Origin of the sequence: Streptomyces sp. NPDC089919 (assembly GCF_040684615.1) — a bacterium.
GTDB lineage: Bacteria > Actinomycetota > Actinomycetes > Streptomycetales > Streptomycetaceae > Streptomyces.
In genome coordinates this window covers 24,553-40,780 of the sequence record NZ_JBFBGK010000033.1, presented here as the reverse complement: position 1 = coordinate 40,780, position 16,228 = coordinate 24,553, and the positions used below count along the sequence as shown (strand labels likewise).

Genomic DNA, 16,228 nt, shown 5'->3' with positions numbered 1-16,228 from the left:
TTGGCACGGCGATTGCGCACGGCCGTCCCGCGCCCCTTGCGCCCGACGGCGTCATTGACGCCCCCCGGCTTTCCGACCAGCGTGGGCCTCCCTTCCGGTGACCCCACCGGATTCGGCGAAGGGGCGACCATGACGCGACGGAGAGCGACCCGGACCGCACTGGCCGCGGTGGCGGCCGGCACCCTCCTGGCGGCCTCCGCATGCGGGGTCGGCGGGGACGGCCGGGGCACCGCGGGGGCCCGGGAGCCGGAGCGGACCGGCACGGTGAGCGGCACCATCACCTTCCGCACCCTCCAACTGAAGCCGGTCTTCACGCAGTACGTCCAGGGGGTGATCGACGCCTTCGAGAAGCAGCACCCCAAGGCGCACGTCACCTGGGAGGACGTCCCGGGCGAGGGCTACAACGAGAAGCTGGTGGCCGACGCGCAGGCCGGATCCTTACCGGACGTGGTCAACCTCTCCACCGACTCCTTCCAGCTCCTGGCCGACCGGGGGATGCTCGCCGACGTGGCCCGGCTCGACCCGGGGATCGGCAAGGAGTACGTCCCCGGCGCCTGGGAGCAGTTCAAGCTGCCCGGCCACGGCCAGAGCGTCTACGCCTATCCGTGGTACGTCACCCCCGAGATCCTGACGTACAACAAGGAGCTCTTCACCGCCTCCGGACTGGACCCGGCCCGGCCGCCGGTCACCGTCGAGCAGTTCTTCGACTACGCCGAGCAGATCGCCGCCCGCTCCCGCGGCCGGTACACCGCCTTCATGGCCGACCCCAAGGGCCGTCTCCCGGGCGACTGGCAGAAGATGGGCGTGCCGATCCTCAACCCGGCGAAGAACGCCTTCACCTTCGGCACCGACAAGGCGCTCGAGTGGATCGAGCGGATGAAGGAGCTGTACGCCAAGGGCGCCATGCCCAAGGAATCCCTCACCGGTTCCGCGGACATCAACCAGCTCTACGGGGCCGGCCGGCTGGTGTTCGGGCCCGGCTCACCCGGCTTCATCAAGGACGTCCGGCAGAACTCCCCCCGGATCTACGCCACGACGCAGGTGGCGCCCACCGTCACCGGCACCCTCGGGCACATCGGCATCTACGCGCAGTCCCTCGGCATCCGCAAGGACACCAAGTCCCCGGACGCGGCCGCGGAGTTCGCCCGCTGGGTGACCAACGGCCCCAACCAGGTGGCCTTCGCCCGGCAGGTGACGATCTACCCCTCCAACGCCCGGGGCCTGGCCGACCCCTACTTCTCCGACCGCGGCGACGGCCGGGACCCCGAGACCCTGTCCCGGGCCGTCGGTGCCGCCGAACTGCGCGAGGCGGCCCTGGACGCCAACACGCCCGTGCAGTGGACCAACCAGGTCGGGGACGTGGTCGTGCGCGAGATGCAGAAGGCCATCAAGGGCGAGACCGACCCGCGGACCGCCCTGCGACGCGCCCTCACCGGCGCCAACAAGATCCTCGCCGACCAGGCCCGCCGGTGACCGCAGCGGTGCACCGCCGCTGGTGGGTGCCGTACCTCTTCCTCGCCCCGGGCCTGGCGACGGTGGCCCTCTTCAGCCTCTGGCCGTTCGTGAACACCGTCGTGCTCTCCCTCACCGACGCGCAGATCCTGCGCGGCGGCCGCTACGTCGGACTGGCCAACTACCAACGCGCCCTGTCCGACCCGGAGTTCTGGACGGCCGCCGGGAACAGCGTGCTGTACCTGATCGTGGTGGTGCCCTGCCTGGTGGTGCTGCCGCTGGCGCTCGCCGTGCTGGTCCAGAAGGAGATCCCCGGCATCGGCTTCTTCCGCTCCGCCTTCTACACCCCGGTGATCGCCTCGACGGTGGTCGTCGGCCTGATCTGGCAGTGGGTGCTGCGCAGCGACGGCCTGGTCAACACCGTCTTCCGGCGGCTGCACCTGATCACGGAGCCGGTGCCCTTCCTCACCGACGGGACCGTGCTGCTCTTCTCGGCGATGCTGGTCACGGTCTGGAAGGGCCTGGGCTACTACATGGTCTTCTACCTGGCCGCCCTGGGGAACGTGCCCGGCTCGCTCTACGAGGCCGCGGCGCTGGACGGGGCGGGCCCGCTGCGCCGCTTCCTCAGCATCACCGTCCCCTCGGTGAAGCCGATGATGCTGCTGGTCGGCACCCTCTCGGCGATCTCCGCGCTGCGGGTGTTCACCGAGATCTACGTCCTGGGCGGCGAGAGCGGCGGCCCCGGCGGCGAGGCCCGCACCCTGCCCTTCCTGATCCGGCAGGTCGGCCTCGGCTTCGCGGGCGAGACCGGGTACGCCGCGGCCCTCTCCCTGCTGCTGTTCCTGCTCACGCTGGCCTTCAGCCTGCTGGGCCGGCGCCTCTCGAAGGGGGACGAGGGATGAGCGCCCGCACCGGCCACCGGCGGGAGCGGGGCGTCGCCCGGGTCCGGGCGGGCCTGGCCGGCCGGTACCTGACGCTCGTCCTGATGCTGGTGGTGATGCTCGGGCCGATCGTCTGGCAGTTCCTGACCTCGCTGCGGGGCCGCCGGGAGAACGTCTACCAGGGCGTGCTGCCCGCCCGTCCCACCCTGGACAACTACGCCCGGGTCGCCGAGTCCTTCCCGCTGCTCCACTACGTCGGCAACACGCTGACCGTGGCGGGGCTCGCGGTCGCCTCCAACCTGCTCTGCGCCGCGATGGGCGGGTACGCGCTGTCCCGCCCCGGCTGGAAGGGCCGCCGGGTGGTGTTCACCGTGTTGGTGGCCACGCTGATGTTCCCGTTCGAGTCCGTGATGATCTCGATGTTCCTGACGGTCCGCGAGATGGGTCTGGTCGACACCCTGATCGGCGTGTGGCTGCCCGGCGCCGTCTCGGTACTCAACATCATGATCATGCGGGCGGCGTTCCTCGCGGTGCCCGACGAACTGGAGGAGGCCGCGGTGCTCGACGGGGCCGGCGAGTGGACCCGGTTCACCCGGATCTTCCTGCCGGCCGTCAAGGGAGCCCTGGCCGTGGTCTGCATCACCAGCTTCATCGGGGCCTGGGACGACTTCCTGTGGCCCCTGATCGTCCTCACCGACAGCGAGCACTACACGCTCCAGCTGGGACTCAAGACCCTCGCCGGCGCCACCACCGTCAACGACCAGCGGCTGATCGCGGCCGGGGCGATGGCGGCCCTGCTGCCGATGATGCTCCTCTTCTTCGCCCTCCAGCGGTACTTCTTCCGGGGTGTGGGCGAAGGGGCCGTGAAGCTCTGAACCACCGTCGCCGAGCCCTGGAGGGCGTCATGCATGATGACCGCAGCATCGTCGAACACCGCCTGCGCCGCGTCCTGGCGGAGCGCCTGCGGCCCGCCGTCCGGGCCCGCTCGGTGCCGCTGACGGCGGCCCGCTGGGAGGCCCCGGGCGAGCCCGTGCCGGTGGCCGAGGCGCTGGCCGCCGACTACCGGCCCTGCGCCGTGGGGGACGAGTGGGGCCCGGCCTGGGGCACCACCTGGTTCAAGGTCACCGGTGCGGTGCCCGCCGACTGGGCGGGGCGGACCGTCGAGGCGGTCCTGGACCTCGGCTTCGACCGGATGATGCCCGGCTTCCAGTGCGAGGGCCTGGTCCACCGCCCGGACGGCGGCGAGGTCAAGGGACTGCACCCGTACAACGACTGGGTCAAGGTCGCCGACCGGGCGGCCGGCGGCGAGCGGGTCGAGTGGTACGTGGAGGCGGCCTCGAACCCGGTCCTGGTCGAGCACCGGCCCACCGCGGAGGGCGACCGCCGCACCAGCTCCGGACGGCCGCTGTACCGGCTGGCCCGGCTGGACCTCACCGTCTTCGAGGGCGAGGTCTGGGAGCTGGTCCAGGACCTGGAGGTGCTGCAGGCGCTGATGCTGGAACTGCCGGAGACGGAGGCCCGCCGGCACCGGATCCTGCGGGCCGTCTCCCGCGCCCTGGACGCCGTGGACCTCGACCGGGTCCCGGAGACCGCGCCCGCGGCCCGGGCCGAGCTGGCCCCGGTGCTGGCCGCGCCCGCGCACGCCTCCGCGCACCGGATCAGCGCCGTGGGCCACGCCCACATCGACTCCGCCTGGCTGTGGCCGCTGCGCGAGACGGTCCGCAAGGTCGCGCGGACCTCGGCGAACGTGGTGCACCTGATGGACGAGCACCCGGAGTTCGTCTTCGCCATGTCCCAGGCCCAGCAGTTCGCCTGGATCAAGCAGCACCGGCCGGAGCTCTTCGAACGGGTCCGCAAGCAGGTCTCCGAGGGCCGGTTCGTGCCGGTGGGCGGCATGTGGGTGGAGTCCGACACGAACATGGTCGGCGGGGAGGCGATGGCCCGTCAGTTCCTCTACGGAAAGAAGTTCTTCCTCGACGAGTTCGGCATCGAGACCAGGGAGGTCTGGCTGCCGGACTCCTTCGGCTACACCGCGGCCCTGCCCCAACTCGTCAAGCTGTCCGGTGCCCGCTGGTTCCTCACCCAGAAGATCTGCTGGTCGCAGACGAACACCTTCCCGCACCACACCTTCTGGTGGGAGGGCATCGACGGCACCCGGGTCTTCACCCACTTCCCGCCCGTGGACACCTACAACTCCGACCTGGGCGGAGCCCAGTTGGCCCATGCGGCCCGCAACTACCGGGAGAAGGGGCGGGGTTCCCGCTCCCTGGTCCCCTTCGGCTGGGGCGACGGCGGCGGCGGGCCCACCCGCGAGATGCTGGCCCGGGCCGCCCGGCTGCGGGACCTCGAAGGCTCCCCGCGGGTCACGGTGGAGCGCCCGGACGCCTTCTTCGAGCAGGCCCGCGCCGAGTACCCGGACGCGCCCGTCTGGGCCGGCGAGCTCTACCTCGAGCTGCACCGGGGGACCTACACCTCCCAGGCCAAGACCAAGCAGGGCAACCGGCGCAGCGAGTCCCTGCTGCACGAGGCGGAGCTGTGGTCGGCCACCGCGGCGGTCCGGGTGCCCGGGTTCGGGTACCCGTACGACGCACTGGAGCGGATCTGGAAGACCGTGCTGCTGCACCAGTTCCACGACATCCTGCCCGGCTCCTCCATCGCCTGGGTGCACCGCGAGGCGCGGGAGACCTACGCCCGGCTCGCGGCGGAGCTGACCGCGCTGACCGCCGCCGCCCAGGAGGCACTGGCCGGGGAGGGCGGGGTCCCGCTGCACTTCAACGCCGCCCCGCACGCCCGGCGGGGCGTGCCCGCCGGGGGTGCGGGCGTCCCGGCGGCCGGTGGCGAGCCGGTGACCGCCGCCCCGCGGGAGGGCGGCGGGTACGTCCTGGCCAACGGGCGGCTGCGGGTGGAGGTGGACGGGCGGGGCCTGGTCGTCTCGGCCCGCGACCTGGCCGCCGACCGCGAGGCGGTGGCCCCCGGCGGGGCCGCCAACCTGCTCCAGGTCCACCCCGACTTCCCCAACATGTGGGACGCCTGGGACGTCGAGGAGTTCTACCGCCACAACGTCACCGACCTCACGGACCGGGACGAGCTGGCGCTCGCCGAGTCCGGACCCGCCGCGGCCACGGTCCGCGTCACCCGCTCCTTCGGCGCCTCCCGTGCGGTGCAGACCCTCACCCTGCGGGCCGGCGCCGGCACCCTCGACATCACCACGGAGGTCGACTGGCAGGAGACCGAGAAGTTCCTCAAGGCCGCCTTCCCGCTCGACGTGAAGGCCGAGGACACCGCCGCGGAGACCCAGTTCGGGCACGTCCGGCGGCCCACCCACACCAACACCTCCTGGGAGGCCGCCAAGTTCGAGATCTGCGCGCACCGCTGGATCCACGCGGCGGAGCCCGGCTGGGGGGTGGCGCTGGTCAACGACTCCACGTACGGCCACGACGTCACCCGGGACGTCCGGCCCGACGGCGGCCAGACCACCACCGTCCGGCTCTCCCTGCTGCGGGCCCCGCGCTACCCCGACCCGGAGACCGACCAGGGCGTCCACACCCTGCGGTACGCCCTCGCCCCCGGTGCGACCCTGGGCGACGCGGTGGCCGAGGGGCACCGGATCAACCTGCCGGAGCGGGTCCGGACCGGCGCGGGCGTCCCCGTCGCCCCGCTGGTGGCGGTGGACCAGGACGCGGTGGTGGTGGAGACCGTCAAGCTGGCGGAGGACCGCAGCGGCGACGTGGTCCTGCGGATCTACGAGTCCCGGGGCGGGCGGGCCCGGGCCGTGCTCACCCCGGGCTTCCCGGTCGCCGGGGCGCAGGAGTGCGACCTGCTGGAGCGCCCGCTGCCGCCGACGGCCGTCGGCACCCCCGGCCCGGCGGGCACGGTCGCGCTGACCCTGCGCCCGTTCCAGATCGTGACCGTCCGGCTGCGCCGGGCCTGACCGCGCCCGCCGGCCGGGGCGCCCGGCCCCGGCCGGCGGCGGTCCGGCCGCGGCCGCCCCTATGAGACGCGCCACACGGGTTATGCACTTAGTTGCACAACCCCCCGCCCGCTCGCTACAACAAGGTGGACACCACCGCGCGAGGAGGCGCCCCTCATGAGCCAGTACCCGCATCTGCTGAGCCCCCTGGACCTCGGCTTCACCACCCTGCCGAACCGGGTGATCATGGGCTCGATGCACACCGGGCTCGAGGAGGCCCCGCAGGGCTTCGAGCGGCTCGCCGCCTTCTACGCCGAGCGGGCCCGCGGCGGCGCCGGCCTGATCGTCACCGGCGGCATCGCCCCCAACGACCGCGGCCGCCCCTTCGAGGGCGGCTCCCGCCTCACCACCGAGGCGGAGGCCGAGGAACACCGCTTCATCACCGAGGCGGTGCACGCCGAGGGCGGCAAGATCGCGATGCAGATCCTGCACTTCGGCCGCTACGCCTACCACGCCGACCTGGTCGCCCCCAGCGCCCTCCAGGCCCCCATCAGCCCCTTCGTCCCCCACGCCCTCACCGACGAGGAGGTCGAGCAGACGGTCGAGGACTTCGTCCGCGCCGCCCGCCTCGCCCGGTCGGCCGGCTACGACGGCGTCGAGATCATGGGCTCCGAGGGCTACCTGATCAACGAGTTCATCGCCGAGCACACCAACAAGCGCGAGGACCGCTGGGGCGGCTCGTACGAGAACCGGGTCCGCTTCCCGCTGGAGATCGTCCGCCGCACCCGCGAGGCCGTCGGCCCCGACTTCATCCTGATCTACCGCCTCTCCATGCTCGACCTGGTCCCCGGCGGCTCCACCCTCGACGAGGTGGTCTCGCTGGCCAAGGAGATCGAGGCCGCCGGCGCCACCATCATCAACACCGGCATCGGCTGGCACGAGGCGCGCATCCCCACCATCGCCACCTCCGTCCCGCGCGGCGCCTACACCTGGGTCACCCAGCGCCTGATGGGCGCGGTGTCCGTCCCGCTCGTCACGAGCAACCGCATCAACACCCCCGAGGTCGGCGAGCAGCTGCTCGCCGAGGGCCGCGCCGACCTGGTCTCGCTCGCCCGCCCCTTCCTGGCCGACGCCGACTTCGTCGCCAAGGCCGCGGCCGGCCGGCCCGAGACCATCAACACCTGCATCGGCTGCAACCAGGCCTGCCTGGACCACACCTTCAGCGGCAAGATCACCTCCTGCCTGGTCAACCCGCGCGCCTGCCACGAGACCGAACTGGTCCTCGCCCCCACCCGGACCAAGAAGCGCGTCGCCGTCATCGGCGCCGGCCCGGCCGGCCTGGCCTGCGCCGTCTCCGCCGCCGAGCGCGGCCACGAGGTCACCCTGTACGAGGCCGCCGGCCACCTCGGCGGCCAGCTCGACATCGCCCGCCGCGTCCCCGGCAAGGAGGAGTTCGACGAGACCATCCGGTACTTCGCCACCCAGCTCGAACTCCGCGGCGTCGAGGTCCGCCTCGACACCCGCGCCGACGCGGCCGGCCTGGCCGCCGCCGGGTACGACGACGTGGTGGTGGCCACCGGAGTCACCCCCCGCACCCCCGAGATCGAGGGCGTGGACCACCCCAAGGTGGTCAGCTACCTGGACGTGCTCCGCGACGGCGCCCCGGTCGGCGAGAAGGTGGCCATCCTCGGCGCCGGCGGCATCGGCTTCGACGTGGCCGAATACCTCACCGACAGCGGCGAGGGCGCCAGCCAGGACCCGGCCGTCTACTTCCGGCACTGGGGCGTGGACACCACCTACACCGCCCGCGGCGGCCTCGGCGCGCCCGAGCGGCCCGCCCCGCCGCGCAGCGTCCACCTCCTCCAGCGCAAGACCACCAAGGTCGGCGCCGGGCTGGGCACCACCACCGGATGGATCCACCGCACCGAGCTCAAGCACCGGGGGGTCACCATGGTCGCCGGCGCCGCCTACCGCCGCATCGACGACGAGGGCCTGCACATCACGGTCGACGGCCAGGAGCACACCCTGCCCGCCGACACCGTCGTGCTGTGCACCGGCCAGGAACCCCGCCGGGACCTGTTCGAGGAGCTGACCGCCGCCGGCGTGCGCGCCCACCTGATCGGCGGCGCGGACGTGGCCGCCGAGCTGGACGCCAAGCGCGCCATCAAGCAGGGCACCGAGCTGGCCGCCGCGCTCTGACCCCCTGATCGCCGCAGGTGTTGTGGCGGCCGCGCACCGGCCGCCACAATGCCCCGGTGACCCTCACCACGGCCGACGCCGAGCAGATCCTCACCGACAACTTCGCCCCCTGGGTGCTGGCCCTGGGGCTGACCGTGGCCGAGACCGGGGAGCGGCACGCCGTGCTGCGGCTGCCCTGGTCCGACCGGCTGGCCCGGGACGGCGGGGGCCTGTCCGGCCAGGCCATGATGGCCGCCGCCGACACCGCCACCGTGATCGCCGTCTCGGCGGCCCGCGGCGGGTACGGCCCGATGACCACCGTCCAGCAGTCCACCAGCTTCCAGCGCCCGGTGATCGGCGCCGACCTGCTGGTCCGGGTCGACATCACCAAGCTCGGCAAGCGGATGGCCTTCGCGGACATCACCATGACCGCCGAGGGGACCGAGGAGCCGGCCGCCCGGGCCTCGACGGTGTACGCGCTGCTGGGCTGACAGGTTCCCGTACGACGCCGGAGCCCCCCGGCCGCTGGATGCGGCCGGGGGGCTCTCGACTTTCCTGCTGTCAGCGGTTGTTGGTGGTCAGCTTCCGGATGAGGCGCAGGATCTGGTTGCCCTCCGGCACCTTGGACGTGCGGTCCTCACCCACCTTGCAGGGCTTGACGATCCGGGCCAGGTTCTCCCCCTGGAGCTGCCAGGTGTGCATCGCCTCCCCCCACTCCGCGGGGATGCCGGCGTACCACTTCGAGCCCGTCGTCGAGGCATCCTGGTGGAGGTACACGTCGTCGCCCTCCTGCTGGACGCTGAAGGTGATGGTCGAGCCCCGGTCGTCGAAGTAGTCGTCGGAGACGACCTCGAAGGTGAAGCTGGTCTCGGCGGTCGTCACCCGGACGACCCCCTCGCCGCCCACAGCCGGGGAGGCCGGGTGCAGGGTGCACAGCGCCCCGTCGTGGAACTCGTCGCAGCCCGTGACCGGGAAGGGGAAGACCTTGCCGGGGTTGCGCTGGAAGATGGCCATGACGCTCTCCGGCGAGCCGGTCTCGGAGACCTTCCCGAGGTATTCCTGGTAGCCGTACTTGTAGTCGTCCCAGTAGTCGTGGATCGGCTTGATGTGGGTGACCCGGTCCTGCGGCTTCGGCTTGGGCTTCTTGCCGTACATGCCGGTCCGCCGCGCCGTGTTCGACATCTCGTGGGCGGCCTCCTTGCAGAAGTCCCGGTCGCCGCAGTTGTCGGAGAAACCGTCGATCACGCCGTCGGTGTCGCCGGGGACGCCGGCGCAGATGCCGTCGGCGCCGCCACCCGGTGCACCGTGCAGGCACATGCGGCCGTCCGGGTCCGTGTTGTCCACCGGGTTGTTGTTCGCGTAGGCGTACCCGTTCCACTGCTGCGGGTCGTCGGGCGAGAGCAGCGGGTCGGGGCTCAGGAACCGGCCGGTGACCGGCTGGTACTGGCGGACGCCGAGCGCGGTCAGCCCGGTGGTGTCGTCCTTGGTGCCGCCGACGAAGCCCTTGTCGCCGCCCCAGGCCGGTTGGGCGCCCCGGGCGTTGCCGAACGGGTCGGTGCGGCGGCGGGAGGCCGCGAGGGTCGACAGGTCGACCGTCAGGTTGCCCGTCCCGTGGTGGTCGGCGACCTGGGCCGTGAAGGAACCGGCCGCGGTGCCCGCACCAGTGCGCACGATGCTCACGCCGCCGGGGACCGGGTAGTAGCGGGTGCCGACGGCGGCCTTGGTGGTGTTGTCCACGGTCAGCTCGTCATTGCCGAGGGTGAGCGTGGTGCTGGCCGGGTTGCGGCGGATCAGCTGGTTGCCGTCCGCGTCGTAGAGGTAGGTGGTGGTGGTGTCGGGGATGCTCCACTTCTGCCCGGCGGGCACGGTGGTGGCGCAGTCGCCCAGGACGGTGTTCAGGGCATCGGTGGCGACGTCGCCGGGGACGGCGAGGCAGCGGGCCGAGGCCGGGTTGTAGAGGGTGCCGTCGGCGCGGGCGGTCCAGGTCTGGTCGGCGCCGCCGTCGCAGTCCTGGAAGGTGACGGCTGAGCCGGCCGCGGTCCCCATGGCCTGCACGCAGCGGTTGCCGCTGGAGAGCGTGTTGCCGGCGGTGGCGTACCGCTGTCCGGCGGCGGTGTTGCAGGTGTAGATCTGCAGCGGGCTGCCGACCGCGGTCGAAGCTCCCTGCGCGTCAAGGCACTTGCCGCCGATGCCCTTGATCTGGGTGGCGGTGGTGAGCGAGGCGGGCTTGCCCTCGCTGTTCCAGGTCAGGCTGCTGGTGCCGGCCTTGCCGGACCGGTAGGACGTGGTCGCGCCGTTCGCGTCGAACCGCGAGAGGTCGTCGTCGGTGGTCGCGCCCTTCTTGGTCTGGGCGCCCAGCAGGGCGTGCGGGCCGCCGGTGCCGCCGCCCGTGGCGGGCGCGGTGGTCGGGGTGTTGCCGGCCGCCGGGGTGCCGAAGGTCTGGGTGGTGACGGCGTCCTTGGTGGCGTCGCCGGCCGGGTCGTGGACGGTGAGCCTGGTGCGGTTGCCGGTCAGGTCGTAGGCGTACTCCTGCCAGTAGGGGGCCGGGCCGCCGACGGTCGTCTTCGCCGGGGCGACGGCGCCGCTGGTGGGGCTGGTGTTGGTGCAGGCGCCCTGGTCGGCGCTCTGGTGCGCGGCCGGGTCCGGGACGGTGATGCCGCCGGTGTCCGACCAGGCGGTGGTCAGCCGGCCCAGCCGGTCGTACGCGAAGCACTGCCGGTCGGTCTGGGCTGGGGTGTTGTCCGCGATGCTGGTGAGCGAGGTGATCCGGCCCGCCAGGTCGTAGGTGTAGCCGGTCTGCTGGACGGCGCCGCTGGCCGAGGTCTGCTTGTCGACCAGCTGGGAGCGCAGCCGCCCGGAGGCCTGGTCGTAGTCCAGGGTGGTCACGACCTGGGAGGCCCACGGGTTGACCGTGGAGCGGACCACCCGGCCGAAGGCGTCGTACTCCGTCTGCGTGTCGTAGGTGGTGGCCCCGGCGAACTTGTACAGCTGGCCGTAGTCGTTGTACGAGTACGCGATGTCGTCCAGCGGCAGCCCGCCCAGGGCCGGCAGGACAGTCCCCTTCGGGCTGCCGGTCAGCGGGTCGAAGGTCGTGGAGACCTTGTAGGTGAAGGTGCCCGAGGCCAGGCCCGCGTCGGTGCCGGGCACGCTGATGGTGGTGCCGGTGACCCGGTAGCCGTCGTCGTAGCCCGAGACCGTGCTGCTGTACGCCTTGCCGCCGGTGCCGCCGACGTACCGGGTGGAGCCCGCGGGCTTGCCCTTGCCGCCCGGGACCGTGTCGAAGGTCCAGCCGGCCAGCTGCTTGGCGCCGCTCACCGAGCCGTCGTACAGGCCGGTCTTGCGGCCCAGCAGGTCGTAGGCGTACACCAGCGTCTGCTTCTTGGCGTCGGTGACCGTGGCCAGGCGGGAGGCCCCGTCGTAGGTGCGGGTGGTGGTGCCCGCGTCCGGGTCGGTGGTGGACACCAGCCGGCCGCGCTGGTCGTAGGTGTACGTCCAGGTGTTGCCGGCCGCGTCCGTGCGGGACAGCGGCTGGTCGTCGAAGGTCGAGGTGGTGCGGGTGATCTGGGCGTCCGAGGCCTGCCCGGTGATCGTGGGCGTGTTGTACTGCCACAGCTCGGACTTGTGGCCGAGGGCGTCGGTGATCACCGAGGTGGGTGCGGCGCCCTTGGGGGGCACGACGTCGGTGCGCTCCACACCGGGGTAGGAGGTCGTGGTGCGGTTCTGCTCGGTGCCCAGCGACCAGGCGGCGGTGACGGTCACCCGGCCCTGGCCGTCGTAGGTGGTCCGGGTCTGCGCCGGAACGGTGCTGTCCGCGGCCGCGACCAGGGTGCCGCCGGGACCTGCCGCGTCGTTGTACCAGGCGGAGTTGGCCGTCTTGACCCGGCCCTGGGAGTCGTACTTGCTGTCGGTGACCAGCCGGCCGGAGTACGCCGGGTTGGCCGGCGTGGCCTGGGTCTGACGGGTGCGGGCGAAGCCGTCCATGAGCTGGACGGAGGTGGTGCGCACGGGGGTGCCGCCGTCGACGGTGAGCTGTCCCGTGGTGACGCTGGAGGGCACGCCGGTCTGGTTGGAGACCTTGTAGCCGAAGGTGAGGTCGGCGTTGGGCTGGCCCGCGGGGGTCCGGCCGGGCAGCCACACCCCGGTCATCCGGCCCAGCGCGTCGTAGGCGGTGCTGGTGGTCTTGGAGTTGGGGTCCTTGACCGTCAACGGCTGGGACCGGCGGGCGTCATAGGTGGTGACGGTGTCCCAGGTACCGGTGGCGGAGCCGGGTACCGGCGCGGAGACCGTGACGGTGACCGGCAGTTCGCCGGCCGCGGCAGCGGTGTACGCCGTGCCGGTGGTGGCGCCGTCCGGGTGCTGGGCGTCCTTGGCGGACGGGTCGGTGACCGAGGTCGGCCGGCCGTAGCCGTCGTAGGCGGTCACGGCGGTGGCCGTGAAGACCGCGCTGCCGTCCGCGGCGTAGCGCTCCAGGACCTCGGTGCGGGTCGGGTCGGCGGTGGCGCCGGCCTGCTGGTAGCCCTTGCCGTCGTAGAAGGTCCGCTCGCGGGTGCGGGTGTTGGCGGCGACCGGGTCGGCCGTGCAGGCCCCGGAGCCGGTGACCTTCAGCACCTCGGCGACCAGGTCGGTCCGCTGAGCATCGGGGCCGGTGGCGTAGCTGGTGCGGGTACAGACGTCCGGCACGCCCTCCAGCTGCTCGAGGGTGGTCACGGGCCGGTTGTGGTGGTCGGGGTCGGTGACCATGGTGGTGGTCGTGGTCCGCCAGGTGCCGTCGGCCTTCTTGCCACGGGTGGTGCTGGTGACGGTGGTGGCGCCGTAGCGGGCCACCAGGTCGGGCAGTCCGCTGCCGCGGCTGTGGGTGGCGGTCGTCACCGGACCGGTGGACGCGGCCACGGTCTGGCTGGTGACGGTGCCGCCGGCCTGGTCGAAGGTCTCGGACTGGAGGATCTGGCCGTTCAGCCAGTCGACGTCCGTGACGTCCCGGCCGAGCGCGTCGGTCAGATGGACGGAGCGGTTGGAGCCGTTCTTCCTGACGTCCCCGTCCATGCCCTGGCGGTAGGTCGTGCGGGTCTGCCCCTTGGGGCCGTCGGTGCCGGAGCCGACCGTGGTGGTCACCGAGGCGAAGCCGCGGAAGTCACCCCAGGTACGGGCCTTGGCCTCGGTCAGCTCGCTGTCGTCCCGGTGCCAGGCGGCCGGGCCGTAGGTGTAGGCGGTGATCTTCTGGGGGCTGTCGGTGACGGTGTCGTTCTCCGTCAGGGACTTGACCGTGTAGTGGTGGAACCAGTCCAGTACCGGGTCGGCGTCGGCGACCGAGCCGGGCGGGGACCAACGGACGGGGTAGCAGGCCTTGTTGTTGTCGTCCTCGGCGGCCGGCATGACGTTGTTGATGCGGGAGCAGGCGGGCAGGTCGTAGTCGACGTCGAGGACGCCGCCGGTCTCGTTGCGGATCTGCTGGATGCGCGGCCGGTTCATGAGCGGCGGCGCGGGGACCAGGGTGGTGCCGTCCACGCGGTTGGGCAGCATGACCGGGGTGAAGGTCACGGCCGGCAGGTCGAGGCTGGGGGTGCCCGTCTTGCCGGTGTGCTGGACCGAGTCCAGCCACAGGGCGCGCTGGCTGCCGGCGTCCTTGGGGTCGGGGAAGGACTGGCCGAGCTGGTAGGAGTCCACGTCCTGCCAGGCGTTGTTCACCCGGACCTGCGTGGTGATCTGCGTCAGCCGCTTGGAAGAGAAGTACGTGGCGCCGTAGTTGGTGCAGGCACCGGTGCTCTTGCACTCCTGGTCCACCGGTACGTCGGGCCAGTTGGCCTTGTTGGCCACGGTGCGGTTGGCGACGTCGCAGGCGGTGCCGGCTGCGGTGCACCGCTCGGCGACGGTGAAGTCCACCCGGGCGGCGGGCTGGAGGGCGCCCTTGGCGGCCACCTGCTCGGCCAGCTTCTGGCCGTAGGAGATGCGGGAGAGGGTGGTGGCCCGGGTGTAGGCGGTCAGCGTTCCGGTGCCGTTGTTCATGCCGGCGCCGCGTTGGTAGTAGTTGGTCTCGGGAGCCCAGGTGTACGTGGTGAGGTTCCCGTGCGCGTCCACCACGTGGTCGAGGGAGAGCCGCTGCCACATCGTGCACCAGGAGTTGTTGCCCTTGGCCGCGTCGTAGCAGGGCTGCCCGCTCTTGGGGGAGTAGATCGGCATGGCGGAGACGGAGTTGGTGGCCGGGTCGCTCTTGTCGCCGCCGGGCAGGTGGTTGATGCCGAAGTAGTAGGTGGTGCCGGAGGAGTCGGTCACCTTCGCGTACGAGCCGTCCTTGACGCCGTTGGCGGCGCCGGAGCCGAACTCGATCTTCGTACCGTCGTCGTCCTTGAGGTGCCATGCGCCGGTGGCCTCGTCGGAGGTGGCCGACGTGGAGCCCGCGGCGTTGTCCCGGACCAGGACGCCCGAGTGGCCGCCCAGCGAGAGGGTGGCGTTGAACCCGCCCCAGCACGTGTCGCCGGAAAGCGTGAGGCCCGCCTTCGAACAGGGCTTGAAGGACCGCTCGATGTACCCGGGGCTGTAGTCCCAGCCGTCGCCGATCCAGGAGGCCTGCGCGTTGGTCGCCGAGGTCTTCCCGTCCACCGAGGAGGAGTCGTACGACAGGTTCACCTCGGGGGCGCGGCCGCCCAGGGCGGCCGGCATCTGGACCGGATAGTCGTACGTCAGCGCGCCCGAGGAACTACCCGAGGCCCAGCTCTGCGAAGGGCTGAGGGAGGTGGCCTCGTACGTGCCGCCGCCGCCCGCGGCGCCGGTGTCGGCGGCCAGCAGCAGCGGCACGGCCGACCCGGCGACCAGGGCCGAGGGCCGGGCGGTGCCCGGCGAGGGCGCCGCCGCCGGGGCGCCGGGCAGCGTCACCTCGGCGAGCACCCGCTTCGTCGCTCGGTCGTACCGGGTGGGCAGCGGGGTCCGGACCTGGCAGCGGGCCGCCTTCGGGGTGGTCAGGGCGCAACCGGGCAGGGTCACCAGCCGGCCCCGCGAAGTGAACTCGCCGCCGGTGGCGGCCTGGAGGTCGGCGAGGTCCAGGCCCACCCGGACCCGGGCCGGCGTCCCCGCGGCGCCGGCCGGGGCGGCGAGGCTGAAGAGGGTGCCGTCCACGCCGGCGCCGCGGGCGGCGCGGTCGTCGGCGCGGACCACCGTCACCGAGCCGGGCGCGGTGGCCGGGGCGGCCTTCGCGGGCTTGCCGGGACGGGCCGCGCCCCGGGCCTGCGCGGAGATCCAGACCGGCAGGGAGCCGGCCCGGACCGGCGTGTTGCCGCCGCCCGCCGTGAGGTCCGCGCGGCCGCTGACCGGCGCCGGGTGCGCGGCCCGCCGCTGCGGAGCGGTCCGGGGCGGGACGGGGTAGTGCGGGGCGATCGCCCGGGGTGCGGCGGGCGACAGGGCGGGCACCGACTTCGTGTGCGGAAGCGGCCGGTTCGGCGGCTTCCACAGTCGACTGAAGTCCGCTCCGGCGGCGCCGGCCGAAGCCTCGGCCACCGGTGCCCCCACCAGCAGCGAGGCCGCGAGGGCCAGGACGAGCGGGGTCACCACCCGGGAGCGGGGTGCGGGTGCGGCTCTGCGCACGCCACGGCTTGACATGACGATTCCTCCGTCTGTGGACAGGCAAGGGCAGAGGCGCCCGGGGCAAGCGGAGACCTCGTCGGAACTGGAGCTGGGGGAGTGACCGGATCTAACAACGAGCAGACGGAGGAGGCGCGTTGGTTAGAGCGCGGGTACAGCTCATCTCCAGTTGGCTTGAGATCCACTGGAGTTGAGCTAGTGAATAAATTTCGCCGAACCCGGACAAGGGGTCGGG

7 protein-coding genes are annotated in these 16,228 nt (G+C 72.6%); 6 read left to right on the top strand and 1 reads right to left on the bottom strand.

The window, feature by feature from the left end; all coding sequences use genetic code 11:
• Positions 1-129 precede the first annotated feature (129 nt).
• The 6 genes from AB0O40_RS16175 (at position 130) to AB0O40_RS16150 (ending at position 8,912) form a co-directional block, all read left to right on the top strand.
• On the top strand, positions 130-1,473 hold the full coding sequence (locus tag AB0O40_RS16175; protein WP_365041026.1) for a sugar ABC transporter substrate-binding protein: 1,344 nt from the start codon (positions 130-132) through the stop codon (positions 1,471-1,473).
• Positions 1,470-2,354 carry a sugar ABC transporter permease gene (locus tag AB0O40_RS16170; protein WP_365041023.1) on the top strand — a complete coding sequence of 295 codons (885 nt, stop codon included), beginning with the start codon at positions 1,470-1,472 and terminating at the stop codon, positions 2,352-2,354. The genes AB0O40_RS16175 and AB0O40_RS16170 overlap by 4 nt, the downstream gene beginning before the upstream one ends.
• Positions 2,351-3,208, top strand: coding sequence for a carbohydrate ABC transporter permease (locus tag AB0O40_RS16165; RefSeq protein ID WP_365041020.1), 858 nt, complete (start codon positions 2,351-2,353; stop codon positions 3,206-3,208). Before AB0O40_RS16170 ends, AB0O40_RS16165 begins: the two co-directional genes overlap by 4 nt.
• Positions 3,209-3,237: 29 nt before the next feature.
• The gene (locus AB0O40_RS16160; RefSeq protein ID WP_365041018.1) at positions 3,238-6,264 is read left to right on the top strand and encodes a glycoside hydrolase family 38 C-terminal domain-containing protein; all 3,027 of its coding nucleotides are present in this window, start codon (positions 3,238-3,240) and stop codon (positions 6,262-6,264) included.
• 156 nt (positions 6,265-6,420) lie between these two features.
• Entirely contained in the window at positions 6,421-8,442 is a 2,022-nt protein-coding gene (locus tag AB0O40_RS16155) for an NADPH-dependent 2,4-dienoyl-CoA reductase (RefSeq protein ID WP_365041015.1), read from the top strand.
• Positions 8,443-8,498: 56 nt separating this feature from the next.
• Positions 8,499-8,912, top strand: coding sequence for a PaaI family thioesterase (locus tag AB0O40_RS16150; protein WP_365041012.1), 414 nt, complete (start codon positions 8,499-8,501; stop codon positions 8,910-8,912).
• Between the two features lie 70 nt (positions 8,913-8,982).
• Here AB0O40_RS16150 and AB0O40_RS16145 read toward each other — a convergent pair whose 3' ends face one another.
• Positions 8,983-16,011 carry a ricin-type beta-trefoil lectin domain protein gene (locus tag AB0O40_RS16145; RefSeq protein WP_365041009.1) on the bottom strand — a complete coding sequence of 2,343 codons (7,029 nt, stop codon included), beginning with the start codon at positions 16,009-16,011 and terminating at the stop codon, positions 8,983-8,985.
• Positions 16,012-16,228: the final 217 nt, after the last annotated feature.

Bases quoted from the DNA above. Each gene is read 5' to 3' on its own strand.
- AB0O40_RS16145 (WP_365041009.1), bottom strand. From the start codon at position 16,011: ATGTCAAGCCGTGGCGTGCGCAGAGCCGCACCCGCACCCCGCTCCCGG.
- AB0O40_RS16155 (WP_365041015.1), top strand. From the start codon at position 6,421: ATGAGCCAGTACCCGCATCTGCTGAGCCCCCTGGACCTCGGCTTCACC.
- AB0O40_RS16165 (WP_365041020.1), top strand. From the start codon at position 2,351: ATGAGCGCCCGCACCGGCCACCGGCGGGAGCGGGGCGTCGCCCGGGTC.
- AB0O40_RS16160 (WP_365041018.1), top strand. From the start codon at position 3,238: ATGCATGATGACCGCAGCATCGTCGAACACCGCCTGCGCCGCGTCCTG.
- AB0O40_RS16175 (WP_365041026.1), top strand. From the start codon at position 130: ATGACGCGACGGAGAGCGACCCGGACCGCACTGGCCGCGGTGGCGGCC.